A 24,736-nucleotide genomic window follows, 5' to 3' on the forward strand; every position below is an offset into this window, starting at 1 on the left:
CGGACGACTTCACCGACGAGACTGCGTCGTCGACCGAGCACGCCGACCGGACGGGGCTGAGCGACCTGATGACTGCCGCGCCTACGCAGCGACCAGCCCTGCGGGAGCGGCTGTTCCTGCTCACCCATGAGATCGCCAAGTTCGGCGCGGTCGGCGGGGTGGGTCTGCTGGTCAATCTGGCCGTCTTCAACCTCGTACGGCACACCACCGAACTCCAGGTGGTGCGGGCCAGCATCCTGGCCACCGTCGTCGCGATCGCCTGCAACTACGTGGGCTTCCGGTACTTCGCCTACCGGGACCGCGACAAGAGCCGCCGGACGAAGGAGCTGACTCTCTTCCTGCTGTTCAGCGCGGTCGGGCTGGTCATCGAGAACGGTGTGCTCTACACCGCGACGTACGGCTTCGGCTGGGACGGGCCGCTGCAGAGCAACGTGTTCAAGTTCCTCGGGATCGGCGTGGCGACGCTGTTCCGCTTCTGGTCGTACCGCACCTGGGTGTTCCGCCGCCTCCAGCCGGAGCCGGCGGCCGTGCCCGAGCTGGTCCCGGAGGCGGAGACCGGCCGGGTCACCTGACGGTCTTCCTCGGCTCCTTGCGGATCCGCACCTCACGGCTGAGGAAGAGCGCGAAGACCGGCGGCTGCTGCTGGAGCAGTTCGAGCCGCCCGCCGTCCGCCTCCGCCAGGTCACGGGCGACCGCGAGCCCGATGCCCGTCGAGTTGTGCCCGCTGATCGCGCGCTCGAAGATCCGTGATCCGAGGTCCGGCGGGACACCGGGGCCCTCGTCCGTGACCTCGATCACGGCCTGGTTGCCGGTGATACGGCTGCGCAGGGCGACCGTGCCGCCCCCGTGCATCAGGGAGTTCTCGATCAGCGCGGCGAGGACCTGCGCGACGGCGCCGGGGGTGCCGACGGCCCGCATGTGCTGGGTGCCGGAGCAGACGATCGCCCGTCCGGCGCTGCGGTAGGCCGGGCGCCACTCCTCGATCTGCTGCTGTACGACGTCGTCGAGGTCGAAGACGATCGCGGAGCCGGTGCGGGCGTCGCGCGAGTTGGTGAGCAGCCGCTCCACCACGTCGGTCAGCCGCTCCACCTGTGTCAGGGCGATCGTCGCCTCGTCCTTGACGGTGTCCGGGTCGTCGGTGGTGGAGATCTCCTCCAGGCGCATGGAGAGCGCGGTGAGGGGCGTACGGAGCTGGTGGGACGCGTCGGCGGCCAGCCGGCGCTCTGCGGTCAGCATCCGCGCGATCCGCTCGGCGCTGGCGTCGAGGACATCGGCGACCCGGTCCAGCTCGGGCACGCCGTAGCGCTTGTGGCGGGGGCGCGGGTCGCCGGAGCCGAGGCGTTCGGCGGTCTCGGCGAGGTCGGTGAGCGGGGACGCGAGCTTGTTGGCCTGGCGTACGGCGAGCAGGACGGCGGCGATCACGGCGAGCAGTGCCACCGCGCCGATGATCATCAGGGTGCGGCCGAGTTCACGGGTGACGGAGGCGCGGGACTCCTCGACGGTGACGGTCTCGCCCTGCTCGCCCTCGGCGCTGCCCCTGATGGCGCCGTCGTCGGGACGATTGCCGATCTCGACGGTCGGGCGGCCCGGGATCTCGACCTTGGCGTACCGCCCGCCGTCGATCTGCTCCCGCAGGATCGCCTCGGTGACCCGCTCGCCGCCGAGCAGCCGGCTGTCGACGATGCTGACCAGCCGTACGGCCTCCAGGTCCACTCTCTCCTGGGCGCTGTTGCTGATGGTGCGGGTCTCCACGATGACGAGGGAGACCCCGAAGACGGCGATCACGACGAGCACCACGGCGAGCGTGGAGTTGATCAGACGACGGCGCACTGTGCCCTACTTCTGCTCGGCCCTTGGTCTTGTCCGGCGGATCGGGCCGGATCGGGCCGGACCGCCCGCCTCAGCTCTTCTCGAAACGGAAACCGACACCCCGTACCGTCGCGATGTACCGCGGGTTCGCCGCGTCGTCGCCCAGCTTCTTGCGCAGCCAGGAGATATGCATGTCCAGGGTCTTCGTGGAGGACCACCAGGTGGTGTCCCACACCTCGCGCATCAGCTGGTCGCGGGTGACGACCCGGCCCGCGTCCCTGACGAGGACCCGCAGCAGGTCGAACTCCTTCGCGGTGAGCTGGAGTTCCTCCTCGCCCATCCAGGCCCGGTGCGACTCGACGTCGATGCGGACGCCGTGCGTGGTGGGCGAGGCGGCCGGTTCGCTCGCGCCGCGCCGGAGCAGGGCCCGGACCCGGGCGAGCAGTTCGGCCAGCCGGAAGGGCTTGGTGACGTAGTCGTCCGCGCCGGCGTCGAGGCCGACCACCGTGTCCACCTCGTCGGCGCGGGCGGTCAGCACCAGCAGCGGCACGGAGTGGCCCTCGGAGCGCAGTCTCCGGGCGACTTCGAGACCGTCCATGCCGGGGAGCCCGAGGTCGAGTACGACCAGGTCCACTCCGCCCTGGAGGCCGGCTTCGAGCGCGGTGGGACCGTCTTCGCGTACCTCCACCTCGTAGCCCTCCCTGCGCAGTGCGCGGGCCAGTGGCTCCGAGATGGACGCGTCGTCCTCGGCGAGCAGTACACGGGTCATGAGGTGATGGTAGTCCGCGTGGAGGAGCCTCCGGGCAGTGATCGCCGATGCCTGTGGCTCTGGGATGCGATTGGGCCACCCGCCTTCGAATGAGGCCCACGGTGACACAGATGCCTGTGATTCATCCCTCAAGTCATTCCATATGCCTCTCTGTCATGCCCTAGGGTGGCATGGCGTTCCGTAGGACCAATTGGGGATCTTTGGCAGCTCGGCGGCCGAAGATCCCGTTTTCATGAACCCGATCGAGCAAGGATCCCCCCATGGCGTCCAGCCTCACCAAGGACTCCCCCGACCCGACCGGCGGCCGCCCCACAGCCACCGGCCCCCACGGCGTTCCCGAGAAGACGTTCTTCGGCCACCCGCGCGGACTGGCCACGCTCTTCATGACGGAGATGTGGGAACGCTTCAGCTTCTACGGCATGAGGGCTCTGCTCACGATCTATCTGATCTCGGGCGGCCCCGACGCGTCGAAGAGCCTCCAGGAGGGCGGCCTCGGGCTGACCCTGGCCACCACGACGGCCATCTACTCCGTCTATCTGTCGATGGTCTATCTGCTGGCCATGCCCGGCGGCTGGCTGGGCGACCGGGTCTGGGGCCCGCGCAAGACCGTGACGATCGCGGCCTGCACCATCATGGTGGGGCATCTGACGCTCGCCCTGCCGGGCTCGGGCACCTTCTTCGCCGGTCTGGCGCTGGTGGCTCTCGGCTCGGGGCTGCTGAAGTCCAACATCTCCACGATGGTCGGCCATCTCTACGACGGCACCGACGACCCGCGCCGCGACGGCGGGTTCACCATCTTCTACATGGGCATCAACATCGGTGCCTTCTTCGCGCCGCTGATCATCGGCACCGTCGGTGAGAAGTACAGCTGGCACCTCGGCTTCGCGCTCGCGGCGCTCGGCATGGGCATCGGCCTGATCGTGTTCCTGCTCGGTACGAAGCACCTGGCCCCGCGGAGCAGCATCGTCCCGACGCCGCTGTCCCGCGAGGAACGGGCGAGCTGGCTGACGAAGGGGCTGACCTGGCTGCTGATCGGCTCGGTCTTCTACGGACTGGTCGTCTTCACCGGCCACTTCACGATCAACTGGGCGATGGTGCCGCTGACGCTGGCGGGCATCGTCATCCCGGCCGGGGTGCTGATCCGGATAAAGCGCGACAAGGATCTCTCGCCGTCCGAGCAGACGAAGATGTCCGGCTACATCTGGTTCTTCGTCGCCGCCGCCGTCTTCTGGATGATCTACGACCAGGGCGGGTCGACGATCCAGGCGTTCGGGACGACGAAGGCCGCCGACCATGTCTTCGGCATCGGCTTCCCGACGTCCTGGTACCAGTCGCTGAACCCCGTCTTCATCATGGCGCTGGCCCCGGTCGTCGCCTGGCTCTGGCTCTGGCTGAACCGGCGGGGCCAGGAGCCGAGCACGGTCGTGAAGTTCTCCGCGGGCCTGGCCTTCGTGGGCGTCTCGTTCTTCTTCTTCCTGATCCCGCTGATGCTGGCGGCGGACGGCACCCTGGTCAGCCCGGTGTGGCTGGTGGGCATCTATCTGATCCAGACGGTGGGCGAGCTGTGCGTCTCACCGGTCGGTCTCTCGGTGACGACGAAGATGGCTCCGGCGAAGTACGCCAGTCGGATGATGGGCGTGTGGTTCCTCGCGGTCACCGCGGGCGACTCGGTGACGGGGATGCTCTCCATCGCCGGTGTCGATCTGAGCCGTACGGGGGTGGTCGCCTTGGAGGCGGCGCTGGCCACGCTCGCCGGCTTCGCGGTCTTCATGTACCGCAGGAAGGTGCGTGCGCTGATGGGGGACGTGCGCTGATGGGGGACGTGCGCTGACGGGCCGATGTCCGATGCCGGGACCGCGGCTCCGGCCCCAACGCGGCGAGGTGCCGTGCCGGGCGTCGCGGACCGGGCGGGACCTTGAGGACACGAGCCTAGGACGGGGCCGCGAGGATCGCCCAGACCGTCTTGCCGGGCGCTCCCGGCGTACGGGAGACGCCCCAGTCCAGACAGAGCCGCTGCACGATGAACATGCCGTGCCCCCCCGGTCGTCCGGCGCGGTGCGGCGTACGGGGCGCGGGCTGGCCGGCGCCCCGGTCGGTGACCTCAAGGCGCAGCATCTTGCTGTCGGAGGAGACCCGCAGCTCTTCGGGGCCATCGGCGTGCAGGCAGGCGTTGGTGACCAGCTCGGAGACGACGAGCAGTACGTCCTCCGCGGCGGCGCGGCGGTCCGCGGTCTCCGCCGGCAGCCAGCCCCAGTCGTAGAGGGCCTGCCGGGTGAAGTCGCGGGCCATCGGGACGATACCGCTGGCGTTGCCCAGTGCCAGGGTGCGTACCCGGCCTTCGGGCTCGGCGGAGTGGGTACCCGCGCCGTCCGGCTCGGAGCCGAAATCGCCCGGCGGAAACTGCCGGGTGGTGCTCATCAGCGCTTCACCTCACCGATTCACCGGTTCGCGAATTAGTCGTTACCTCGGTACAGAGAGTGTCTGGCCTGTCCCGACCGGCCTGGGGTCTCTTCTGCCCGGCGTAATCGTGACAACACCCACAAGACCTACGTGGGTGACGTGACTCTTGCAACATCTGGTTCCCGCGAGGACCTCGCAGGGCCCCCGGGTCAGTCGGCAAGAGCCGCTTCCAGCGAATCGTGCACGGTGAAGACCGCGTCGGCGCCGGTGATTTCGAAGACCCTGGCGACCACCGGCAGCATCGCGGCCAGATGGACGGCCCCGCCGGCCGCTTCGGCCTTGAGACGGGCACCAAGCAGTACGTTCAGCCCGGTCGAGTCACAGAATTCGAGCTGCGAGCAGTCGATCACGAGCCGTACCCGGCCCTGGTCGAGTGCTTCGTCCAGAGGTGCGCGCAACAGCTCGGCGGTGTGGTGATCCAACTCACCCGCGGCTGTCACGACCTCGCTCCGGCCCTCGGTCCGAACTTCGACCCGAAGCCGGCCCCGGTTCGTGCTGCCGACCGTCTGGCGGTCCATGCCCGTCCGTCCCTCTTCTGCCATGTCGTGCGCCGTCGTCAGATGTTTCAGAAGTTGTCGCAGTCGCGCTCTGATCGTGCCCGTCGTCGCGCCACGTGCCGTGACGTTCGACGGAACATTACGCCTTTCAAACGGTCTCCGGAAGCCAATCTCCCCCACAAGGCGGACATACGTACGAATTGACACTTGCACGCGTCCGCGCTGAACCGATAGGGCTAGTAACCGACACAAGAATCCGGACCGAAACGACCGGCCATGGAGGCGCCGCAAACCGCAGCAGCGCGTATTGGCATCGGCAGCCATATGCCGAGAACGTATGGAGGAGACCATGTCACCCCGGCTCGACGAACCGCGTACCCAAGACGCGCCGTCGACAATCCCGTCCGAACCTGACGAGACCGGCGCCACACTCGCGGCCGGTTTCCCGGGCCTCGATGGCATGCCAGAGATCCCGCCCCTCGACGAGATCGGCGCACTGGACGCCCGGGCTCTGTCCAAGACGCTCTTCGGGCGCCTCGAAGGCCTGGAAGAGGGCACCCACGAGCACGCGTACGTGCGCAACACCCTGGTCGAGCTGAATCTCGCCCTGGTCAAGTTCGCCGCCTCCCGGTTCCGCTCCCGCAGCGAGCCCATGGAGGACATCATCCAGGTCGGCACGATCGGCTTGATCAAGGCCATCGACCGCTTCGAACTCAGCAGGGGCGTCGAGTTCCCCACCTTCGCGATGCCGACGATCGTCGGCGAGATCAAGCGCTTCTTCCGCGACACCTCCTGGTCGGTACGGGTCCCGCGAAGGCTCCAGGAGCTCCGTCTCGAACTGGCCAAGGCCGGCGACGAGCTGTCCCAGCAGCTGGACCGCGCGCCGACCGTCGCCGAACTCGCCGGCCGGCTCGGCATCACCAAGGACGAGGTCGTCGAGGGGATGGCGGCGAGCAACGCGTACACGGCGAGCTCGCTGGACGCGCAGCCGGAGGAGGACGACACCGAGGGCGCGCTCGCGGACCGCATCGGCTACGAGGACCACGGGATCGAGGGCATCGAGTACGTCGAGTCGCTGAAGCCGCTGATCGCCGGGCTTCCGGCTCGCGACCGGACGATCCTCTCGCTGCGGTTCGTGGCCAACATGACGCAGTCGGAGATCGGTGAGGAGCTCGGCATCTCCCAGATGCACGTGTCCCGGCTGCTGTCACGCACCCTCGTCAAGCTGCGGAAGGGTCTGACCCTCGACGAGTGAGCGGGGATTTCGGTGAACGGGGCGTCGCGGCCTGGAAGTTACGGCCGCGGCGCCCCGTTCGTCGCTCCACGGCCCCCACCGGCCGGCCCTGCGCGGCGCACCGCCGCACCGACCGCCCGCCCCTGATGCGCCGGACCGGCCGGAGACCGTATTGACGGGAGCATCCCGTAAGGCCACATTGATCCGGGGGCAGGGGGAAACGGTATGGCTCTTGGGGTGGGCTGTCCGACGCCGTACGCCGCGCTGGAAGGTCTGATGCGGCGACGTCTCGGCAGGGAGTGTCTTTACGTGCCGTCGTGCCGGCTCGGGCTCTATGTGGCGCTGCGCCACTGGTGCCCGCCCGGCGGCCGGGTGCTGATGTCGCCGGTCAACGACGACGTGATCATGTTCGTGGTGCTCGCCGCCGGACTGCGCCCGGTCCAGGCGCCGTTGGACGCGCGGGACGGGTCGATCGACCTGGCGGCCGTCCCGGAGTCCGACTGGCGCGGGCTGTCCGCCGTACTGACCACGAATCTGTACGGGAACCCCGATCCCGCGCCCGAACTGCGCGCCCGCTGCGACGCGTTGGGCATCCCGTTGATCGAGGACGCCGCCCATGCCATCGGCAGCGAGGTCGGCGGGCAGGCCGTCGGCACCTTCGGGGACGCGGCCGTCTTCAGCCTCTCCAAGCATGTGGGCGCCAAGACCGGCGGGTTCCTCGCCGTGGCCGACCCCGGGCTCCGTACGGAACTGGCGGCGGCCCGCGACGCGCTCCTCGAACCGTCCAGGCTCGCCGCCGAACTCACCTACGCCGTACGCCCGTACGCGGAGGCAGGCGTGCGCGGGATGCGGCTGGTGCGGGCGGCGCGGGGACTGCTGCGCGCGGCCGGTGCCGAGGAGCGCCGGGACATCCGGATGGAGCTGCGGCCGGGTGATCTGAAGGAGGCGCTGGCCGGTGAGCCGGGGCTGGGCGGCTTCGACTCGTGGGTGCGGGTGGACATGCACCGGTACCGCATCACGCCGGGCCGCGTCCGCCTCGGACGTACCGAACGGCTGCTGTCCGGGCTCGATCCGCTGCTCGGGGCCCACCGGGAGGGCACGCGGCGGCTGTTGGGGACGTCGTGGGCGGCTCCCGGGCCGCACGGAGCGGCGCAGCCGCTGTTCCGGGTGCCGTTGCTGGTCGCCGACCGGGACGCCGCCGTCGCCGCGCTCGCCCGTCGCCGGATCACCACCGGCTATCTGTACGACCCGCCGCTCGACGTGTACGCGGGTGACGTCTTCACCGACGCGTCGCCGCACCCCGCGCCCGCAGCCTGGTTCGCCCGGCACGCGCTGCCGGCCGATCCGTTACGGGCCCCCCAAGTCATCGCCGTACTGAGCGAGTCGGGGGCCGAGCCCGCTTCACCCCCGGAGCGCGTCGGTGACTGACACCTCGCGCACGGAGACGGTGGCGCGGGAAGAGCCCGCCGGCGAAGGCGGGAGCGGCGGCGCGGCCAACAGCGACTCGATGTTCCGCAACGCGTACGCGCTGATGCTCTCCACCGGCGTCTCCGCCGCCCTCGGTCTCGGCTTCTGGCTGGTCGCCGCCCGCTACTACACCGAGGAGGCCGTCGGCCAGGGCTCCGCCGCCATCGCCGCCATGCGACTGCTGTCATCCATCACCGCGACCACCATGATCGGGGCGGTGGTGCGTTACGTGCCCCGGGCCGGGCGCGCGACCGGGGCGCTGGTCCGGCGGGCGTACGCGGTCAGTTCGGCGGTCGTCTGCGTCGCCTGTGTGGTCTTCCTGCTGACGCTCGACCTGTGGGGCCCGTCGTACGCGCCGCTCGACGGCGTCACCGCCGGGCTCGTCTTCACCGGCGCGTGCGTGGCCTGGGCGCTGCTCACCCTCCAGGACGGGGTGCTCACCGGGCTGCGCAGGGCCTTCTGGGTGCCGGTCGGCAACGCGGTCTTCTCCCTCGGCAAACTGGTGCTCCTTGTCGCGTTCGCCACCGCGATGCCGGTCCTCGGCGTCTTCGTGTCGTGGGCGGCGGCGATCGCCCTGTCCGTACTGCCCCTCGGCTGGCTGGTGTTCCGCCGGCTCATCCCGCGCCAGGCCGCCGCCGACCGGGACCGTGAGCCGCCGCGCCCGGGGGACATCGGGCGGTTCCTGGCCGGCGACTCGGTCGGCGCCCTGTTCAGCCTGGCGATGATCAACCTGCTGCCGGTGATGGTCGCCGTCCGCTTCGACGCGGCGCACAACGCGTTCTTCTACACCGCCTACACCGTCGGCGGGACGATGGAGTTCATGGCCATCAACATGGCCTCGTCCCTGACCGCGCACGCCTCGCACTCCCCCGAGCGGCTGGCCGAGGGCGTACGGGGGGCGCTGCGCCGGATGGCGTTGCTGCTGGTGCCCGTGGTGCTGGTGCTGGTGGTCTTCGCGCCGCAGGTGCTCGCGCCCTTCGGGGCGGACTACGCCGAGCACGGCTCGACGGTGCTGCGGCTGCTGGCCGCCGCCGCGCTGCCCCGGGTCGTCGTGGAGCTGTACATCGGCGTGCTGCGTGTCCAGGGCCGTACGGGCATGCTCGCCGCCCTTCAGGGCGCGATGTGCGTGTGTGTCCTCGGCAGCGCGGTCGTGCTGCTCGGGCCCGCCGGGATCTCGGGGGCCGGGCTGGCGATGCTCCTGTCCATGACGCTGGTCGCGCTGGTCGCGGCGCCGGGGCTGCGGTCGGCGCTGAAAGGACACGGGCGGGACCGGGACAAGGAGTACGGGACGACGTGGGCGCGCGAGGCCGCCGAGCGAGGGCAGCGTCCTGGGGACGAACCGCTCGACGCGGTGAGGCGGACCACGTACTCGGGAGGCGGGTACGACACGGCGACCCCGGCCTTCGGGCTGCCGGTGGTACGGGCACCGAAGTCCACGGCTCCCCCGCGGCCAAGGCCACCGACCCGAACGGCCCCCCCGCCGCGCGGCGGGGGGCACCTGTCGGCCGCCGCGCTGTGGCTGCTGCTGGCTGTGGCCGCCGGGCTGTTCTGGATACCGCTGTGGGGTACGGCCGGCATCGGCGCGGACCGGGTGTCGGGGGCCCAGCTCATCGCCGCGCTTCCGCCGTGGACCGTGGGCGCCGGGGTGCTGCTCGTCGTCGTCCAGTGCGCGGCCGTGGCGCTTGTACGGTCGCGTCCGCTCCTGCTCACAGCCGGCCTGCTGGCCCTGTTCGGCGCGCTGCACGGGGCGCCGGCCCTCCTCGGCGTCCGGCCCGAGGAGGTGTCCGGCCCCTGGCACCGGCCGCTCACCGACGCTCTCGCCCAACTGGTCGGTGAGGCAAGGGCGTTGGTGCTTCTTCCCGTCGCACTGCAACTGCTCTGCCTGGGGCTGGCCGCCGTCGCGCTCCGCGCGTCACGCGGGCGCGGGGGCGGGGGGCTGGACGGCCGGGCGGTCGCGACGGCGGTCTGGTGCCTCGCGGTGGTGGGCTGGTCGGCACAGGGCGCGTTCGCCACGGTCGCCGTCCCGGTGACCATCGGTCTGCTGGTGGCCGCCGTCACCGCCGTACTCTCGCGGATCACCAGGGGAAGAGCCCCGTCCGGCCGGTGAGCGTTTGCGAGTATCACACCCGTGATGTCAACTGAGTGGGTACGGGAAATCAGCTTCCTTCTGAGGGGATGAATGGCATGTCCACTGAGACCAACGCCCGTGAAGCCACCAGGGACTTCGACCTCGACATCGACGCCGTCCTGAGCCCGAGCGAGGCGGAGGGGACCTACCGCGACAGCCGTGAGTGCGCCGCGCTCGCGCTGGTGGGCGGCGCGGGCGCCGTCCTCCTCTCGCCTCCCACCCCCCGCCCGAAGAAGGGCTGACGGGAGACGTCGAATGGAGCAGTCAGGTACCTCTCCGCGCCTGGCGGGCGTGGTGCATGACCTCGCTTCAGAGGTGGTCTCCGTCCTGCGGGACGGGGGCCACTCCTCTGTGGTGGGCGGCACCGTGGGCACCCTCGCGGACGACCGGCTGGGCCTGGCGGCGGTGCGCGTGCTGGGCGCCGACGTCCTGCTGCCCAGCGTGCTCACCCGCCGTCGGCCGCTCCCGGACGACCTGGCGGTCTTCCAGCGCGCCCTGCACGCCTTCGCCCCCGGCGCCAGGTCGTCCGAGACGACGGTGTGGAGCCACTGGGCGATGACCCAGACGCTGCACCGGCTCGACGAACCCGCGACCGGGGCGCACGACGGGCCCGACGCCTCCTGGCTGGACGGCCTGGACTGGCCCCGGCTGACGCACCAGCTTTCGCTCCTCGGGGCGCTCGCAGTCCCGGGCGCCGATTCGGCGGTCGCCCAGGCGGCGGCACGCAGGCCCGTGGACGTGGCGCGCGGCTTCGTACGCGCGGTAAGGCGCCGTGACTGGCTCCAGGCGGCCGGTGCCGGGCGCTGGCTGAGCGTCATCGACGGTGTCCCCGACACGCTCGGGCTGGACACCGGGCTCGAATTCGTCGGCCAGATGGCCGGGACCGACGCCCGGGTCGGTCTGCATGTCCACGCCGCGCGGCACATCCGTGCCGGGGGACGAGGATGAGTACGCCCCGGACGACCGAGGTCCCCGGACCGTCGGAGGAGTTTCCGGGGCTGCCCCACGGCGTCCCGGGGTCGGCGGCGGCCCGCGTCTCCCGGACCGCCCTGGGATGGGTCCACGACCATCGCGACCTCTTCCGGCTCCCCGGCGACGTGCTGTCCCCGGACGCCGAGGTCAACCGCACGCTGAAGCCGCTCGGCGAACTGGGCCAGCTCGCCTTCTCGATGCGGGCGCACAGCCGGCCCGGCTCCGGCCGCCACCGGCAGGCGTCGGAGCTGCTGGACTTCGCGTGGGACCAGACCCGGCAGGGACGGCTCTTCCTCGACCTGCTGCGGGAAGAGCCCTTCGCGACGTATCCGCTGGAGATCTACGCGGCGTTCGCCGCCGCCGGTCTGCGGCACCCGGGCTTCGAGGAACTGGCCGCGACGGTGCGGCGCACGCGCGGCTGGGAGCGGATCGAGCAGGAGCCGAACCGGCGTCTGGGCGTGCTCAACTCCGAGCGCCGGGTGGGCCTTCCGCCGTCCGGGGAGCCCTCGGCCGCGCTCGCGCGCACCTGGCTGGGCGGGCTGCCCGAGCCGTGGACGTTCGAGCGGACGGCGGGCTACGGGCTGACGCACGTCGTCTTCCACCTGACCGACTGGGGCAACGCCCGGCACCGGATGCCGGCCGACCTGGCCGGGTATCTGGAGGTCTGGCTCCCCCCGTGGCTGGACACCTGTCTGGACGCGGAGCAGTGGGACCTGGGCTGTGAACTGCTCGCCGTCGCGGGATGTCTTCCCGGCGCTCCCTCGTACCGGGACGGGGACCTCGGGGGCACGGTCGAGGCCGCGTGGGCGCGGATCACCGAAGTCCAGGACGCGGCCGGCGGCCTCCCCGAGACCGGTCTGGGGCGTCCTCACGAGCCTGCCAGGGACTTCGCCCACTGCTACCACTCCACACTGCTGGCGGCGTTCGCCGCCACACTCACCGACCCCCTCCCGGCCACCGCACAGGAAGGCGTCGCATGACGACGGACAACACGAGCGCCGACCATGTGCGGCTCGTCCACGGCGTCGGCGCGCACGCGATGGAGTGGCTGCACACCAACCGCGCCGGTTTCCGTCTCGAACCGGACGCCGACCCCGAAGTGGGCTTCCTGGAGCGCTTCAAGCCGATCGGCGAGGCCGCCATGATCTGCAAGATCCTCTTCCGGGAAGGGGTGGCCGGCTCACGACAGGCCTCCCTCGCCCGCGGCCTGATGGACCACCTGTGGCGCGACGCCCTCGACGGCGGGCGGATGCTGGCGCGCGGCCGGCGCCAGGAGCCGATCTCGCCCATCCCCTTCGAGGTGTATCTGCCGTTCAAGGAGATGGGCTACCAGGAACCGGAGACCGAGCGGGCCGCGCACCTCAACCACCGGCTCGGCAGCTGGGCCGCCCTGGAGGTGCTGCCCGTCCGGCGGCTGGGCATCTCCACGTACGAGGAGCGCTTCGGGCTCGCGCCGAGCACTCCGGTCGACGAGGCGACCGCCCGTACCTGGCTCGCGCGTACGCCCGAACCGTGGACCGTCGAGGGCCACATCGGGTACGACATCACCCACACGGTCTTCCATCTGACCGGCTGGGGCCGCAATCCGGCCGGGCTTCCGCCGCACATCGCCGACTATCTCGCCCTCTGGCTGCCGGTGTGGCTGGACGACTGGCTGGACCTGAAGCGCTGGGACCTGCTGGGCGAACTGCTCGTCGTGGACGCCTGTCTGCCCGAACCGACCCTGGACGAGCGCGCGTGGCGCGGCTTCGCCGCCGCGCAGCAGCCGGACGGCGCGATGCCCGCCGTCCGGGAGATGCCGGAGGGGAGCCGCGACGACGTGTTCGACATCGTCTACCACCCGACCCTGGTCGCCGCCTTCGCCTCCGTACTGGCCACCTCGCGCGCCATGGCACGTCTGACGGCGCCCGTGGCGTCATGAGCGGGCACGAGCTCACCGAGGCCGAGGACGGCGGCGGCACACCGTCCGCGCGGCCCGAGCGGGAGGTCACGCCGGCCGCGCGCCCCGCCGTCGCCGGTACGCCGCGTGAACGGCTCGACGCGGCCGTGCGCGCGGTCGAAGCGCCGGAGGTCGTGTTCGCCGTCTCCGTGCACGGCCGTCGCACCGTCCGCGCCTCGCCCGGCGCGGAGGGGCTGCGTTACGAGATCGGCTCCGCGTCCAAGCCGTTCGCCGGTCTGCTCCTGGCCCGGCTCGCGCGGACCGGCCACATCGCGTACGAGGACTCCGCCGCGGACTGTCTCGGACACCGGCCGCCGCCCGTCGCGCCGATCACACTGCGCCATCTGATCACCCACACGTCCGGGCTGCCCGCCCTGCCGCGCGACTTCTACCGGCAGGCGCTGCCGCACTGGGCGACCAATCCGTTCGCGGGATATCCGGCGCATCGCGTGGTCGACGCGTTCCTGCGCGCGCGACCGCGCCACCGGCCCGGCAGGCGCTGGCACTACTCCAACTTCGGCGTCTCCGTGCTCGGGCACGCGCTCTCCTGCGCCACCCGCACGAGCTGGGACGCGCTGATGGAGGAACAGGTGCTGGTGCCGCTCGGTCTGTCCGCCACCTCGACACGTGGCGCCGGCACGGCGACCGACGCGATCGGGCACGCCGGGGACGGCGTCAGCGAGGTGCCCCCGCTGCGTATCGGCGGCTTCGCGGCGGCCGGCGCGGTCCGAGCCACGCCGCACGACCTGCTCACCTTCCTGGAGGCGCATCTGCGGCCCGAACGCACACCGGCGCTGGCGCACGCGCTGCACGCGGTGCGCCGCCCCGTGCTGCGGCGCGGAATGGGCAAGGCGCACACGCACACCCTGACCTGGTTCCAGCATCCGACCGAGAACGGTCCGGCGTACTTCCACTGCGGGGCGACGAGCGGGCAGCAGGCGTTCATCGGGTTCTGTCCGGGGACGGGGACGGCGGTGGCCGCGGTGGCGACACGGAGGTTCCGGCGGGCCGACCGATTCGTGCCGACGGCGTACGAGGTGCTGTTCGGCGGCTGAGAGCCGGGTCGTGCCGCCCTACGGCGGCGGTTGCCGGAAGTAGTCGTCCCGGCCCGCCTCGCGGTAACCCGCCAGCCCCGGGCCCTCGTTGACGGTCAGATCGCAGTTGTCGCCCGGCACCGGTCTGTTCCACTGCACCAGGGCCTTCACCTCCGGCATCGTGCGCACCGATTCGGGGATGCCCGCGTACCAGTCGCGCTGTCGGGCGGGGTCCGCCGGGTCGGGCACGGTGCCGAACTCCGCCAGCATCAGCGGCTTCTCGGACGAGACGTTGGCCCGCAGCCAGTCATAGGTGGGGCGCTGACTGCGCTCGAAGTCCTTCCAGTCGGTCGTGTCGTGGCAGAGGAAGTAGTTGTACTGGTCCATGCCGATCCAGTCGACGTAGTCGTCCCCCGGATACAGCGCCTTCATCTGGTCCGCGCTGCCCAGATAGCCGGAGACCGTCCACACCCACACCACGTTGTCGACGCCCAACTCCTCGAAGCGGTCGCGGAGATGGCGGTACGCGGCGACGTACTCCCCAGGGGTGCCCGCGCCCTCCTTGATACGGGCGTCCACCTCCTGGTCGAAGGAGAGGAAGATCCGCTTGCCGTGCTCCTCGCCGTACTCCTTGATGCGGCGCGCCTGCGGATCGATGATCTCCTCGTCGTGCTTCCCGGCGGCGATGTTCGCCCAGCCCAGCTGGTCCTCCGTCCAGTTCGCGTGGTGCGGCTCACGCCAGACCGTGGACTCCCAGGCCAGCATCAGCATCCGGTCCTCGCCCAGCTCCCGCTCGTCGGGGGTGAGGAGCTGTCCGTCGAGTTCGGTGTTCGACATGTCGTGGTAGTTGTAAACAAGGTCGAGCCTGCGTCCGATCTTCTTCTCGAAGGCGTACACCGCCCTGGTGAGCGAGCCTTCCGCCGGGCCGTCCTCCGCGTACGGGACGTACGCCCCCCACCACGCGCCGCACGGCGGCTCCAGCCGGTCCGTGGCGGCGCAGCTGTCCACCGGCCCGTCCGACTCGGTGGCCCAGATGCCGATCCCCGCGATGAGCAGCCCGACGGCGACCAGGACGATCACCGTGTACGCCTGCTTCTCGACGTCGCTCAGCCGCGGCGCCATCAGCGTTCTCTCCGGCCGGCCGCGCCCCACGTCGCGGCGGGCAGGGGCAGCCCCGGCAGGGCGGCGGCCACGGTCGTGATCGCCGCCAGCGTCACCAGGAAGGCCGTCGCGGAGAAGCCGCGCACCAGGAAGAGCGTGGTGGAGACGGTGACCGCGAGGGAGAGGCTGAGCGGGGCCGCGAGCGCGAGGGCCTCGATACGGGCGGCCGGGCGCAGCGTGCCGCGCTGCGGGTGGAGAAGCGCGAGACCGGGTCCGAAACAGACGAAGAGCAGCACTGGGACCCAGCGCAGTGGTGAACCACCGGGCAGGGCGGTCACGGCGAGCGCGCCCCAGCCGGCGAGGGCCAGCGGCAGTCGGAGCCGTAAATGATCCCACGTCATGGGCTCTCACCTTCCGCGTCCGGCCGGTACCGCAGGACGATGCCGTACGTGTGCACCTCCACCACCCGGAAGAGGGGCGAGACGCTGAGCCGCGACCGCAGGGTGGAGAAGCCGCCCGGTGGCAGCAGCCCCTCACCGGCCGCGTAGATGTCCTGCGTGCGGGTGAGGATCACGTACGCGTCGGTGCCGGGCGGGATCCGGTCGGCCAGATAGCGGGCGGGGTCCGCCAGCATCCGCTCGTTCTCGGGGAGTTCCTGCTCGGCGAAGAACCAGTGCTCCACGCGGTCGTAGCGGTGCAGCGCCTGCGGGAAGGAGCCGGTGGTGGCGAGGATCAGCGCACCGTCGGGCGCCCGGTCGATCGCGCGGGTGACGAGCGCGGTCTCGGCGGGCGGGGTGTAGTACATCTTCTCCTTGCCGTAGTACGAGGGCAGGAAGCCGGCCAGCAGCGCGAGGAGCGCGACGGGCAGCGCGAGATGGAGCGTGAGCGCGGCGGCCCGTCGGCGGAGTCCGTGCCGGGCGTCGCCGACGGCGGGCACGAGCGTCGCCGCCGCGAAGAACGCGGCGCCGGGCAGCCCGAACAGATAGACCCGGAAGAGCATTTCGCCGCCGTAGTCGTTGACGACGAACAGCGGGACGGGTGCGACGGACACGAGCAGCAGCGGCAGCGCGCCGCGTACCAGCCGGCGCCGCAGCAGCAGGGCCGCGCCCGCCAGCGCGGCGACGGCGAGCACCATCAGCACGTTTGCGCGACCGGCGAGTTCGGGGCCGGGGCCGGTGAGTTCACCGGCGTATCCGGCGCGTGAGTTCTCGGTCAGCTCGCCCAGCGAGTCGCGCAGGGTGCCCAGGGTCTCGACGAACAGCGGCCGGCCCATGGTCAGGTCCCAGGCCAGCATGATCAGGGCGGCGACGGCCAGCAGTCCGTAGTTGCGGTAGCGGCGGGTGAGGGTCAGGGCGAACAGCGAGACGCAGAGCATCACCGGCGTGAGCTGGTGCGCGGCGTTGACGGCCAGGATCAGCGGCGCGAGGACGGCCACGCAGACGGCGCGCTGCCGGGTGCCGGTGGGCGGCGGCACCGCGGCGGACGCCGGGTCGAGGTACGACCGGTCGCGCAGCCTGCCCGCCGACCCCGGCAGCACGAAGTGCCGCAGCACGACGGCGATCACGGCCAGATGGAGCAGATAGGCGAAGCCCTGCGGCGCCAGATAGTCCTGCCCCACCCAGTTGGCGAGCTGGAAGATCCACACGGCGGTCCACACCAGCCGCCAGTCCTCGGTGAAGGTGCGGTAGAGCAGCACGAGCACCGGCATCATCAGCAGACCGAGCGCGATCGGGGCCCAGTTGAGGAACACCGCCGCGCTCTCCACACCGAAGGCGCGGACCAGCCCGCCGGTGAGGGTGAAGAAACCGGGCCACTGGTCGTAGGCGGACATGTTGCCCGACAGGGCGCCGTTGGGGCGCAGTTCGCCGTTGAGCAGGAGCTGGTTGACGACGGCGTCGTGCTTGGAGGCCCACGGGTAGCGCACGGAGTCGTACAGCACGGCGGGCGGTGCCTTGAGCGCGACGAGAAGGGCGACGCAGTAGCCCGCGGGCCACCACGGCGCGGTTCCGGCGCGGCGCGGGGCGGCCAGGAATCCGCAGGTGAGAAGGGCGAGGGCGACGTAGAAGGCGACGGGGAAACGGTCGAGGAGCCCGTAGTCGCCCATGGAGCGGAAGCCGATGCGCGGCAGCGCGTAGACCCACAGGACGGCCCCGGCCAGCAACGGCAGCCAGGAGAACAGGAGTTGAGGCCGCAGGGGCCGTAAGAGCCGTGCCAGCGCGCGGCGGGGCCGGGGTGGGGGTGGTCGCGTCGGTGGCGGGGCCTCGGCCTCGGTCCGAGGCTGGGCCAGGTCCGGCGCGGGCACGCGTGGTTGCACGGTGCGACTCCCCCCACCCCTGTGTCGCGGCCGTCACGCCGCTGTCCCCTTCAGCGAATTATATGAACTGTCTGCGCTTTTGCGTGGCTCTTGTGCATCTCTGTTGCGCAACCGGCGAACGGCGTTGCCCAACCGGCGGACAGCGTTGGCTAACCGGCGAACCGCGGTCCCCCGACGGCCGCGCGGGCCTTGCGGTAGAGGCGCCAGCCCACCGTCGCCGCCGAGTCGGGGAACGGCGCCGCCCGCGCCCCCTCCCCCGCCATCCACGCCTCCACGTCCGCCACCGTGTGGCCGCGGCGCAGGATGAGGCGGGAGATACGGAACGGTTCGTCCGTGCCGGAGCTGAGGGCGTGGCGTACGGCGACGGCCGACGCGTACCCGGCCCCGCGGGCGGCCCCCCGTACGGCGCGGCTGTTGTAGCCGTGCGGATAGGCGAGATGGGCGACCTCGTGGCCCAGTACGTCTTCGAGCGCCGCCTTGGACTCCCTCAGCTCACGGTCCAGTCGGGGCGCGCGGAGGGTGTCCAGCTGCGGGTGCGTGACCGTGTGCGCGCCGACCTCCACGCCGTACCGCTCCAGCGACGGCGCCTGCTTGATGGTCATCATCGGCGCGGGTGGCAGCAGGCTGCCGAGGCCCGGAGTGATGGCACCGGTCGTGAGATACGCGGTGGCGGGCAGCGAGCGCTCGGCGAGCGCTTCGGCCGTCGGTCCCGGCAGATCCGCGAATCCGTCGTCGAAGGTCAGGACCACGGGCCGGGGTGGCAGCGGGGCGCCCCCCGTCAGCCCGTCGACGAGAGCGCTGACGGAAACGGGGGTACGGCCCGCGGCCACGACCGCGTCCAGTTGGTCGGTGAACTGCCTTGGTGTGACGGTGAATTCGGCGATCCAGGCGGGCGGGTCGTCCATCACCGCGTGGTAGAGCAGCACGGGGATGGCCCCTGACGGCGTCATCGTCGCCCCCAGCGGGCCCTCGCGTAGCCCAGCGGGCCGTACAGCATGCCTCTGCGCTCCAGCCGGGACAGGGTGCGCGGCCACGGGTGGCCCTGAGTGCCGTGCGCCCCGGGAGTGCCCGCCCCCGTCGCGCTCGGCTCCTCCCGGTGGGCGGTGATGGCCCGCGCGTGGGCGAGGCCGCGCGGCAGCTTCGCCAGCAGGGAGGGCAGGAGCGCCGGGTGGCGGCAGAGGACGGCGGTGAGGTAGGCGGTGAGGCCGGCGCCGTAGCCGTACGCCTGGTTCCGCAGGTCCTGCCAGGTCTCGCGGTGGTGGTGCCAGACCAGCGCGCCGGGTGTGTACCGCAGGCGGTGGCCCGCGGTCAGGATCCGGACGAACGCGTAGAGGTCGTCGCCGCCCTTGGCGGGTGTGCCGGTGCCGGTGGCGGGGTCGAAGCCGCCGACGGCGCGCAGCGCGGACGCGCGGAAGGCCATGTTGGCGCCGGATCCGAAGCTGCCCGCGGTGAACGGGAAGAGCGGCTCGTCGGCGGGCGGTGCGGCCGGGTCGTAGAGACGCGGCGCGAAGCCTTTCGCGAAGCCGCCGTGGCTCTCCAGGAGGACCTGCGCGGGGGTGGTCAGGCGGGCGGGGAGGATCAGGCCCGTGACACAGCCGGTGCGGGGGTCGGCGGCGAACGGCGCGGTGAGCGCGGAGAGCCAGCCCGGGTCGGCGACGACGTCGTCGTCCGTGAAGGCGACGACGGGGCTGTGGGTGGCGGTGACGCCCCGGTTGTGTGCGGCGGCAAGTCCGGGCACGGGCTCGTGGACGTAGGTGACGCGGCCCGCGTAGCGGGAGTCGATCAGTTCACGGGTGGCGGTCGTCGCGGGCGCGTTGTCGACGACCACGACACGGAAGTCCGGGTGGTCCTGGGCGAGGAGCGAGTCGAGCGCCCGGCGGAGTTGGCCGGCGCGCTCGCGGGTGGCGACGACGACTGTCGTACGGGGCAGCTCTCCGGCCGACGGGCCTGCCGGCGGCGGGTGTTGGGCGCCCTCGCCGTACTGGGCGAGGAAGGCCGCCGTCAGCGCCTCGGCGGGGTCGGCGCCGTCCGGGACCGTCGTGAGGACGGTGGCGACGGGGCGGCCCCGGAGCCGTACGAGCGCGTAGACGGGACCCGCGTGGAGGGGCGGTCCGCCGGGGGCCGGGGTCAGCGACAGGACGTCGGCCTTGCCGGGAGCGGGGCTCAGGTTCTCGGCGGCGAGGTCCGGGGCCTCCGGAGGCAGGTCCAGGTCCAGGTCCAGGTCGGCGACGCCGACGTCACGCAGGAGCGATCGCGAGGGTGGTCGTGACGACGTGCTGGGACGGTGGGGCATCCTGCCTCCGCTCGTGGGCAGTGGGAACGACGGACAAGTGGTACGCGGGAGAGGCCGGGTCACCGGTCGCGGAGGCGGCCCACCTGGTTCAGGGCACGCTGCGCGTATCCCGCCAGCTTCGGCCGGTTCCTCACGAAGCTGTGCGCGCGGCGCGAGGGCTCACGGCTCAGCCGGTACAGGGCCGCCCGTGGCCCGCGCCGTACCGAGGCCCCCTCGTACACCCGCAGATCACCCGTCTTGAGCGCGTCCTTGTACTCGGCGGCGCCTCTGCCCAGGTCGAGCAGGGCTATCCCGGCGCCGGCCGCCGCCTCCGCCATCCGCAGATGGAGGATCAGGCCGGGGGAGAACTTGGCGAAGTCGGTGTCGTACGCCGGGAACCAGCAGGACAGGACCGTCCGCGAGCGGAGCCCGAAGTGCGCGGCGACCGGGCGGTCCCCGGCATACAGCACGGAGAGGACGCCGGAGCAGCCGGGCGTGCGGTCGGCGGCCAACCGCCGTACCAGCGCGCTGATCCACTCCTTGGCGAACCGGTCGCGGCGGCCCGTCCTGCGGTACTGGGCGGACTTCCACTCCATCAGCGTGCGCAGGGCCGCCGGGTCGCGCTCGTCGAAGACGAAGCGGACCTCACCCGCCTGGCGGGCGAGTCTGCGTTCCTTGGCGGTGGTCGTACGGAAGAACTTGGGCGATCCGGCGCGCAGGACCGCCTCGTACGCCCCGTACCCCTGACCGACGTCGATGACCGGGGAGTCGAACTCCTCGGCGGCCTCGGGCACGAACAGCGTCTGGTCCGCTTCGAGGTTGTCGAACTCCCAGCTGGTGAGCGAGCAGGCGCGCAGCAACTCCCCAGCCGTGAGGGTGTGTTCGGGGCTCAGTACCGCTCCCTGGCTGTCGGACACCCCGTACCCGATCGCACGGCCCTGCCCCAACGGGCCTCTCTCGTAAGGGAAGAAGCCCCCGGGCGCGCCGCTTCCGTCTCCGACGACGGCCACCCGCGCGCCCGGCCGCACACGGCCGACGGCGAGAGTGAACTCGGGCTCCATGAACGGATTGGCGGGTGCGCCGGACAGCGCCCGCAACTCCCGCCAGCGGTCGATCTCCCCCGTGTCCAGCTCCCCCGGCCGCATCACACGGATGCGGGCCGCGGCAGCACCACGTACACGTACTTCGCTCAACTCGACCCCCCGGTCGCTCGGGCCCGTCCCTGTCGGCCGTTCCCGCGGCCGTCCCCCCGACGAGCACACGCAGAACAGGACGGTACCGGCCCAAATCGATCCGGTACAGGGCCAGTCCGCCATGTCATGACGGATACGAAACGCGACCGACATGGTGGAGGGACCTGTACATGTGGCCGATGGTGGCCAGAGGGGCCCGTGTGCGGGACGGGTTCACGCGCACGGCCAGCCCGAACGTCCGGCAGGCCCGCCGTACGCGTGTGCGGGTCGTGCCCGACTCGTGTCGCCGTGTGACAGGAGTTGAGCAACTCCCGCCCGCAGCAGGCACATTGCTCGTAGGATCTGGTTGCTCGCGATCACCCCATCGGGAGCCCGACGTGTCCGACAAGTCCTGGAAGGGGCCCGGTCTCCGTGTTCGCCGTATCAGCGCCTGTCGTGTCGGGGTCGCCGTGTTGAGCCGTCCGGTGGACGGACGGGGCAGAAGGGCCGTGCGGTGGCTCGCGGTCCTGGTGGCCGCCGGCGTCGCCGCGTTGCTGATCGGCCAGGGCTCCTCGGCGGAGTGGCGGCAGGCGCTCGCGGGTGGCTGCGCGGCCCTCGCCGTGCTGCTGCTCGCCTGGGTGATCACGCTGCACCGGCAGCTGGGCGCGGAGCGCGCCGAGCGCGACCGGGAGCGGCGGACCGCCGCCGCGCGGGCCGCCGAAGTGGCCCATCTGGCGGCGGTACGCGTCCCCGCCATCGCCGAACGGGTGCGCACCGGACGGCGGTTGGAGGGTGTACCCGGACCGGTCGCGCCCGAGGCCGACACCGGCGAGGACTTCGCACGCGCGCTGGCGGCGGTGGTCGCCGCGCTGGGCTCGGACGAGGCCGTACGGCGCGAGCGCGGGCTGCGCGACTCGGTGCAGACGGCCTTCGAGTCGGTCGCCCGCAACATGCACGCGATGGCCACGGTGCAGCAGCAGGTGCTCGACCAGGTGGAGCGCGCCATCGACGACCCGCGGCTGATGGCGGACGTGATGAAGGCCGACCACGCGGCCTCGCAGATGACACGTAAGGCCCAGACGCTCCTCGTGATGTGCGGGATCTGGCCGGCCAGGCGCGAGTCGCAGCCGGTCTCGCTGTACGACTGCGTGCGCGGCGCGCAGTCGCGGATCGTGGAGTTCGGGCGGGTAGAGGTGCACGGCGGACAGACACTGTTCGTGGTGCCGCCCGCCGTCGAGGGCCTGATGCACGCCATCGCCGAACTCCTGGAGAACGCGACCGTGTTCTCGCCCTCCCGCACCCAGGTGATCGTGACGATCCGGGAAGTCGGCGCGGGAGCCGTCGTGGAGATCGACGACGCGGGCCTCGGTATGCCGCCGGACGTACTCCAGCAGGCGATGTCGCAGCTCAGGGATGATCTGGACCTGACGCGGCTCGGGGCCGTACCGCGCCTGGGACTGGCGTGCGTGGGGCGCTGGAGCCGGGAGATGGGTTTCAACGTGGAGCTGACGGGGGCGTCCGCGTACGGCGGGACCCGGGCCGTCACCTTCGTACCGCACCGGCTGCTGACCGAACCGCTGTCGCACTTTCCGCCGGTGCCGGCCCGCGACCGGGCGTCGTCGGGGAAGGCGTCCTCGGGCAAGGCACCGGCAGGCAGGGGAACGGCCGGGGAGGCGTCCTCGGCCGGGGCCTCGCCGGACGGGGACCGTGAGCACGAACGGCCCGCCGCCGTCGGCGGTGAGGACGGGCCCGCCGGGCTGCCGCGCCGCCGCAGCAGACGACGGAACCCGTCCGCCGTCCCCGCCACCGCGCGGGAGAGGGAGCGGACCCGGGAACAGGCACCACAGGCATCGCAGCCGCAAGCACAGCCCGACCCCTCCTGGACCCCCGAAGCGGCACGTGCGTCGATCACCAGCGTGGTGTCCGGCTCCCGTCGTGGCCGCGCGGCGGCCGTCCAGGACACCGAAGTGCCCGACCAACACGACGGAGGCCGGCAGTGACCGGAAGAGTGACCGGAACGATCTCGCGACTCCCGGACCTCGGGTGGATGCTCCGCCCGCTGACCGAGATCCCGGGGGTCCGCCACGCCGTGGTCGTCTCGGAGGACGGCCTGCGGCTCGGCCACGCGTCCTCCGAGGGACTGAGGGGCCCGGTGTCCGAACTGAGCGTGGCCGAGGCCGAATCGCTCGCGGCGGCCTCCGCCGCGCTCACCATGACCGGGCGTTCCACCGCGGGGCTGCTGTTCGGCGGCGGCGCCGACGTACGGCAGTTGATGCTGGAGTCCGACCAGGGCTTCGTCCTCTTCACCTCGGCCGGGGTGGGCGCCCAGCTGGGCGCCGCGACCGAGACCGACGCCGATGTGGGCCTGGTGGCCCAGCAGATGCAACTGCTGGTCGTCAAGATCGGCAGCCACCTGAGCAGCCATCCCCGGGATCCGGTGAGCCCGTCGTCATGACGGAGCGCCCCGACGACCGGACCATGTCGGCGGTACGCCCGTACGTGATCACCGGTGGCAGGGCGGACGCCGGAGTCGAACCACTGTCCTGGGAGTCGCTGGTGGTGGCCGCGGCAGCGGTCCCGCCGGCGACTCTCCAGCCGGAACACCGAACGATCCTGACACACTGTCAGGGCCTTTTGTCGGTGGCCGAGGTGTCGGCCCATCTCGGCCAACCGCCCTCCGTGGTGCAGGTGTTGCTCGCCGACCTGATCGACTGGGGGCTCATCGTGACCCGCCCACCCATACCGCCGGCCGAACGAGCCGATGTGACCATGCTGAGAAAGGTCCTCCATGGCCTCGAAAGCCGCCTCTGAGGCCACCGCGCCCGAGGCGCCGGAAACGGCGGCGTCGTCCGACGTCCCGCCGGACCCGCCCTCCGACCCGTACGCGCCGTCGCAGGCGTACGAGCCGGTCTCCCCCGGTGACGCCGCTTCCGGCAAGTACGTGAGCTCCAGCGTCTCCGGCGCGGCGAAGATCATGGTCGTCGGACCGCTGGGCGTCGGCAAGACGACGCTCATCGGTACGGTCTCCGAGATCAAGCCGCTCAGCACCGAGGCCGTGATGACCCAGGCGGGTGCCTCGGTCGACGTACCCCCCGACCAGGCCAAGGCCACGACGACCGTCGCCCTGGACTTCGGGCGGATGACGCTCGACGGCGAGCTGGTCCTCTATCTCTTCGGTACGCCGGGGCAGCAGCGCTTCCTCCCCGCCTGGCGCGATCTGGCGCGGGGCGCGCTCGGCGCGCTCGCCCTGGTGGACACCCGTGATCTGACCGCTTCGTTCGACGCGCTCGGCCATCTGGAGGACCTGGGGCTGCCGTTCGCGGTCGCGGTCAACGTCTTCCCCGGCAGCCCCCGGCACAGCGACGGCGAACTGCGCGCGGCCCTCGACCTGCTGCCGGAGACACCCCTGGTCTCCTGCGACGCGCGGGACGAGCGGTCGTCCGTCATGGCGCTGATCGCACTCGTACGCCATCTCGTCCTCGCCGCCGAGTCCTCATGACGACGGAGTCCCCATGACCACACCCGCGGCCGAAGCCGCAGCGTCAGCCGGAGCCGGAGCCTCGTCCGG

General features: G+C 71.8%; 24 protein-coding genes. 14 read left to right on the forward strand and 10 right to left on the reverse strand.

From position 1 onward, the window contains the following. Positions 1 to 68: 68 nt before the first annotated feature. A complete protein-coding gene (locus IEY79_RS23125) occupies positions 69 to 572 on the forward strand; it encodes a GtrA family protein (protein ID WP_229701057.1) in 504 nt (167 codons plus the stop codon). Here IEY79_RS23125 and IEY79_RS23130 read toward each other — a convergent pair. Then, entirely contained in the window at positions 565 to 1,830 is a 1,266-nt protein-coding gene (locus IEY79_RS23130; RefSeq protein WP_189109493.1) for a sensor histidine kinase, read from the reverse strand. The genes IEY79_RS23125 and IEY79_RS23130 overlap by 8 nt on opposite strands. A gap of 70 nt (positions 1,831 to 1,900) precedes the next feature. Beyond that, positions 1,901 to 2,578 (reverse strand): response regulator transcription factor, encoded by a 678-nt coding sequence (locus tag IEY79_RS23135; protein ID WP_189109494.1) that lies wholly within the window; start codon positions 2,576 to 2,578, stop codon positions 1,901 to 1,903. Between the two features lie 260 nt (positions 2,579 to 2,838). Between IEY79_RS23135 and IEY79_RS23140 the strand changes: the two genes are divergently transcribed. Then, positions 2,839 to 4,392: a peptide MFS transporter gene (locus IEY79_RS23140; protein WP_189109495.1), complete on the forward strand. Its 1,554-nt coding sequence runs from the start codon at positions 2,839 to 2,841 to the stop codon at positions 4,390 to 4,392. A gap of 115 nt (positions 4,393 to 4,507) precedes the next feature. Here the strand turns inward: IEY79_RS23140 and IEY79_RS23145 are convergent, their stop codons facing one another. Together IEY79_RS23145 and IEY79_RS23150 are read right to left on the reverse strand one after the other, a co-directional pair. Then, positions 4,508 to 4,996, reverse strand: a complete 489-nt coding sequence (locus IEY79_RS23145; RefSeq protein ID WP_189109496.1) for an ATP-binding protein — start codon at positions 4,994 to 4,996, stop codon at positions 4,508 to 4,510. A 191-nt stretch (positions 4,997 to 5,187) separates the two neighbouring features. Further along, positions 5,188 to 5,556, reverse strand: a complete 369-nt coding sequence (locus tag IEY79_RS23150; protein ID WP_189109497.1) for an STAS domain-containing protein — start codon at positions 5,554 to 5,556, stop codon at positions 5,188 to 5,190. A gap of 328 nt (positions 5,557 to 5,884) precedes the next feature. On the opposite strand from IEY79_RS23150, the gene IEY79_RS23155 reads away from it, so the two are divergent. The 8 genes from IEY79_RS23155 (at position 5,885) to IEY79_RS23190 (ending at position 14,330) form a co-directional block, all read left to right on the forward strand. Continuing rightward, positions 5,885 to 6,790: an RNA polymerase sigma factor SigF gene (locus IEY79_RS23155; RefSeq protein ID WP_189109498.1), complete on the forward strand. Its 906-nt coding sequence runs from the start codon at positions 5,885 to 5,887 to the stop codon at positions 6,788 to 6,790. 255 nt (positions 6,791 to 7,045) lie between these two features. Then, positions 7,046 to 8,197: a DegT/DnrJ/EryC1/StrS family aminotransferase gene (locus tag IEY79_RS23160; protein WP_189109604.1), complete on the forward strand. Its 1,152-nt coding sequence runs from the start codon at positions 7,046 to 7,048 to the stop codon at positions 8,195 to 8,197. 79 nt (positions 8,198 to 8,276) lie between these two features. Then, the gene (locus IEY79_RS23165) at positions 8,277 to 10,343 is read left to right on the forward strand and encodes a lipopolysaccharide biosynthesis protein (RefSeq protein ID WP_189109605.1); all 2,067 of its coding nucleotides are present in this window, start codon (positions 8,277 to 8,279) and stop codon (positions 10,341 to 10,343) included. A gap of 77 nt (positions 10,344 to 10,420) precedes the next feature. Next, positions 10,421 to 10,606, forward strand: coding sequence for a hypothetical protein (locus IEY79_RS23170; RefSeq protein WP_189109499.1), 186 nt, complete (start codon positions 10,421 to 10,423; stop codon positions 10,604 to 10,606). Positions 10,607 to 10,619: 13 nt separating this feature from the next. Continuing rightward, the gene (locus IEY79_RS23175) at positions 10,620 to 11,312 is read left to right on the forward strand and encodes a hypothetical protein (protein WP_189109500.1); all 693 of its coding nucleotides are present in this window, start codon (positions 10,620 to 10,622) and stop codon (positions 11,310 to 11,312) included. Next, positions 11,309 to 12,316 (forward strand): DUF6895 family protein, encoded by a 1,008-nt coding sequence (locus IEY79_RS23180; RefSeq protein ID WP_229701058.1) that lies wholly within the window; start codon positions 11,309 to 11,311, stop codon positions 12,314 to 12,316. Before IEY79_RS23175 ends, IEY79_RS23180 begins: the two co-directional genes overlap by 4 nt. Next, positions 12,313 to 13,257, forward strand: coding sequence for a DUF6895 family protein (locus IEY79_RS23185; RefSeq protein ID WP_189109501.1), 945 nt, complete (start codon positions 12,313 to 12,315; stop codon positions 13,255 to 13,257). The genes IEY79_RS23180 and IEY79_RS23185 overlap by 4 nt, the downstream gene beginning before the upstream one ends. Further along, the gene (locus IEY79_RS23190; RefSeq protein WP_189109502.1) at positions 13,254 to 14,330 is read left to right on the forward strand and encodes a serine hydrolase domain-containing protein; all 1,077 of its coding nucleotides are present in this window, start codon (positions 13,254 to 13,256) and stop codon (positions 14,328 to 14,330) included. The genes IEY79_RS23185 and IEY79_RS23190 overlap by 4 nt, the downstream gene beginning before the upstream one ends. 18 nt (positions 14,331 to 14,348) lie before the next feature. On the opposite strand, the gene IEY79_RS23195 is transcribed toward IEY79_RS23190, so the two are convergent. The 6 genes from IEY79_RS23195 to IEY79_RS23220 form a co-directional block, all read right to left on the reverse strand. Continuing rightward, complete coding sequence (locus IEY79_RS23195; RefSeq protein ID WP_189109503.1) at positions 14,349 to 15,431, reverse strand: glycoside hydrolase family 26 protein; 1,083 nt, start codon at positions 15,429 to 15,431, stop codon at positions 14,349 to 14,351. Beyond that, positions 15,431 to 15,811, reverse strand: coding sequence for a hypothetical protein (locus IEY79_RS23200; protein WP_189109504.1), 381 nt, complete (start codon positions 15,809 to 15,811; stop codon positions 15,431 to 15,433). Before IEY79_RS23200 ends, IEY79_RS23195 begins: the two co-directional genes overlap by 1 nt. Further along, complete coding sequence (locus tag IEY79_RS23205; RefSeq protein ID WP_229701059.1) at positions 15,808 to 17,724, reverse strand: hypothetical protein; 1,917 nt, start codon at positions 17,722 to 17,724, stop codon at positions 15,808 to 15,810. The genes IEY79_RS23200 and IEY79_RS23205 overlap by 4 nt, the downstream gene beginning before the upstream one ends. 149 nt (positions 17,725 to 17,873) lie before the next feature. After that, positions 17,874 to 18,674, reverse strand: a complete 801-nt coding sequence (locus tag IEY79_RS23210; protein WP_229701060.1) for a polysaccharide deacetylase family protein — start codon at positions 18,672 to 18,674, stop codon at positions 17,874 to 17,876. Then, a complete protein-coding gene (locus IEY79_RS23215; protein WP_189109505.1) occupies positions 18,671 to 20,017 on the reverse strand; it encodes a glycosyltransferase family 2 protein in 1,347 nt (448 codons plus the stop codon). Before IEY79_RS23215 ends, IEY79_RS23210 begins: the two co-directional genes overlap by 4 nt. A 59-nt stretch (positions 20,018 to 20,076) precedes the next feature. After that, positions 20,077 to 21,141 carry a GNAT family N-acetyltransferase gene (locus IEY79_RS23220; RefSeq protein WP_189109608.1) on the reverse strand — a complete coding sequence of 355 codons (1,065 nt, stop codon included), beginning with the start codon at positions 21,139 to 21,141 and terminating at the stop codon, positions 20,077 to 20,079. 536 nt (positions 21,142 to 21,677) lie between these two features. Between IEY79_RS23220 and IEY79_RS23225 the strand changes: the two genes are divergently transcribed. Genes IEY79_RS23225 through IEY79_RS23240 form a run of 4 tightly spaced genes read left to right on the forward strand, consistent with a single transcriptional unit; the run spans position 21,678 to position 24,667 of the window. After that, positions 21,678 to 23,168 carry an ATP-binding protein gene (locus tag IEY79_RS23225; protein ID WP_229701061.1) on the forward strand — a complete coding sequence of 497 codons (1,491 nt, stop codon included), beginning with the start codon at positions 21,678 to 21,680 and terminating at the stop codon, positions 23,166 to 23,168. Between the two features lie 8 nt (positions 23,169 to 23,176). Next, complete coding sequence (locus IEY79_RS23230) at positions 23,177 to 23,623, forward strand: roadblock/LC7 domain-containing protein (protein WP_189109610.1); 447 nt, start codon at positions 23,177 to 23,179, stop codon at positions 23,621 to 23,623. After that, a complete protein-coding gene (locus IEY79_RS23235; RefSeq protein ID WP_189109506.1) occupies positions 23,620 to 23,979 on the forward strand; it encodes a DUF742 domain-containing protein in 360 nt (119 codons plus the stop codon). Before IEY79_RS23230 ends, IEY79_RS23235 begins: the two co-directional genes overlap by 4 nt. Continuing rightward, positions 23,957 to 24,667 (forward strand): GTP-binding protein, encoded by a 711-nt coding sequence (locus tag IEY79_RS23240; RefSeq protein WP_189109507.1) that lies wholly within the window; start codon positions 23,957 to 23,959, stop codon positions 24,665 to 24,667. The genes IEY79_RS23235 and IEY79_RS23240 overlap by 23 nt, the downstream gene beginning before the upstream one ends. The last annotated feature ends 69 nt before the right edge of the window (positions 24,668 to 24,736 follow it).

Source organism: Streptomyces camponoticapitis, assembly GCF_014646115.1.
GTDB classification, from domain to species: Bacteria; Actinomycetota; Actinomycetes; order Streptomycetales; family Streptomycetaceae; genus Streptomyces; species Streptomyces camponoticapitis.

Bases quoted from the DNA above. Each gene is read 5' to 3' on its own strand.
- IEY79_RS23125 (WP_229701057.1), top strand. From the start codon at position 69: ATGACTGCCGCGCCTACGCAGCGACCAGCCCTGCGGGAGCGGCTGTTC.
- IEY79_RS23135 (WP_189109494.1), bottom strand. From the start codon at position 2,578: ATGACCCGTGTACTGCTCGCCGAGGACGACGCGTCCATCTCGGAGCCA.
- IEY79_RS23140 (WP_189109495.1), top strand. From the start codon at position 2,839: ATGGCGTCCAGCCTCACCAAGGACTCCCCCGACCCGACCGGCGGCCGC.
- IEY79_RS23145 (WP_189109496.1), bottom strand. From the start codon at position 4,996: ATGAGCACCACCCGGCAGTTTCCGCCGGGCGATTTCGGCTCCGAGCCG.
- IEY79_RS23150 (WP_189109497.1), bottom strand. From the start codon at position 5,556: ATGGACCGCCAGACGGTCGGCAGCACGAACCGGGGCCGGCTTCGGGTC.
- IEY79_RS23155 (WP_189109498.1), top strand. From the start codon at position 5,885: ATGTCACCCCGGCTCGACGAACCGCGTACCCAAGACGCGCCGTCGACA.
- IEY79_RS23160 (WP_189109604.1), top strand. From the start codon at position 7,046: ATGCGGCGACGTCTCGGCAGGGAGTGTCTTTACGTGCCGTCGTGCCGG.
- IEY79_RS23165 (WP_189109605.1), top strand. From the start codon at position 8,277: ATGTTCCGCAACGCGTACGCGCTGATGCTCTCCACCGGCGTCTCCGCC.
- IEY79_RS23170 (WP_189109499.1), top strand. From the start codon at position 10,421: ATGTCCACTGAGACCAACGCCCGTGAAGCCACCAGGGACTTCGACCTC.
- IEY79_RS23175 (WP_189109500.1), top strand. From the start codon at position 10,620: ATGGAGCAGTCAGGTACCTCTCCGCGCCTGGCGGGCGTGGTGCATGAC.
- IEY79_RS23180 (WP_229701058.1), top strand. From the start codon at position 11,309: ATGAGTACGCCCCGGACGACCGAGGTCCCCGGACCGTCGGAGGAGTTT.
- IEY79_RS23185 (WP_189109501.1), top strand. From the start codon at position 12,313: ATGACGACGGACAACACGAGCGCCGACCATGTGCGGCTCGTCCACGGC.
- IEY79_RS23190 (WP_189109502.1), top strand. From the start codon at position 13,254: ATGAGCGGGCACGAGCTCACCGAGGCCGAGGACGGCGGCGGCACACCG.
- IEY79_RS23195 (WP_189109503.1), bottom strand. From the start codon at position 15,431: ATGGCGCCGCGGCTGAGCGACGTCGAGAAGCAGGCGTACACGGTGATC.
- IEY79_RS23200 (WP_189109504.1), bottom strand. From the start codon at position 15,811: ATGACGTGGGATCATTTACGGCTCCGACTGCCGCTGGCCCTCGCCGGC.
- IEY79_RS23210 (WP_229701060.1), bottom strand. From the start codon at position 18,674: ATGACGCCGTCAGGGGCCATCCCCGTGCTGCTCTACCACGCGGTGATG.
- IEY79_RS23215 (WP_189109505.1), bottom strand. From the start codon at position 20,017: ATGCCCCACCGTCCCAGCACGTCGTCACGACCACCCTCGCGATCGCTC.
- IEY79_RS23220 (WP_189109608.1), bottom strand. From the start codon at position 21,141: ATGCGGCCGGGGGAGCTGGACACGGGGGAGATCGACCGCTGGCGGGAG.
- IEY79_RS23235 (WP_189109506.1), top strand. From the start codon at position 23,620: ATGACGGAGCGCCCCGACGACCGGACCATGTCGGCGGTACGCCCGTAC.
- IEY79_RS23240 (WP_189109507.1), top strand. From the start codon at position 23,957: ATGGCCTCGAAAGCCGCCTCTGAGGCCACCGCGCCCGAGGCGCCGGAA.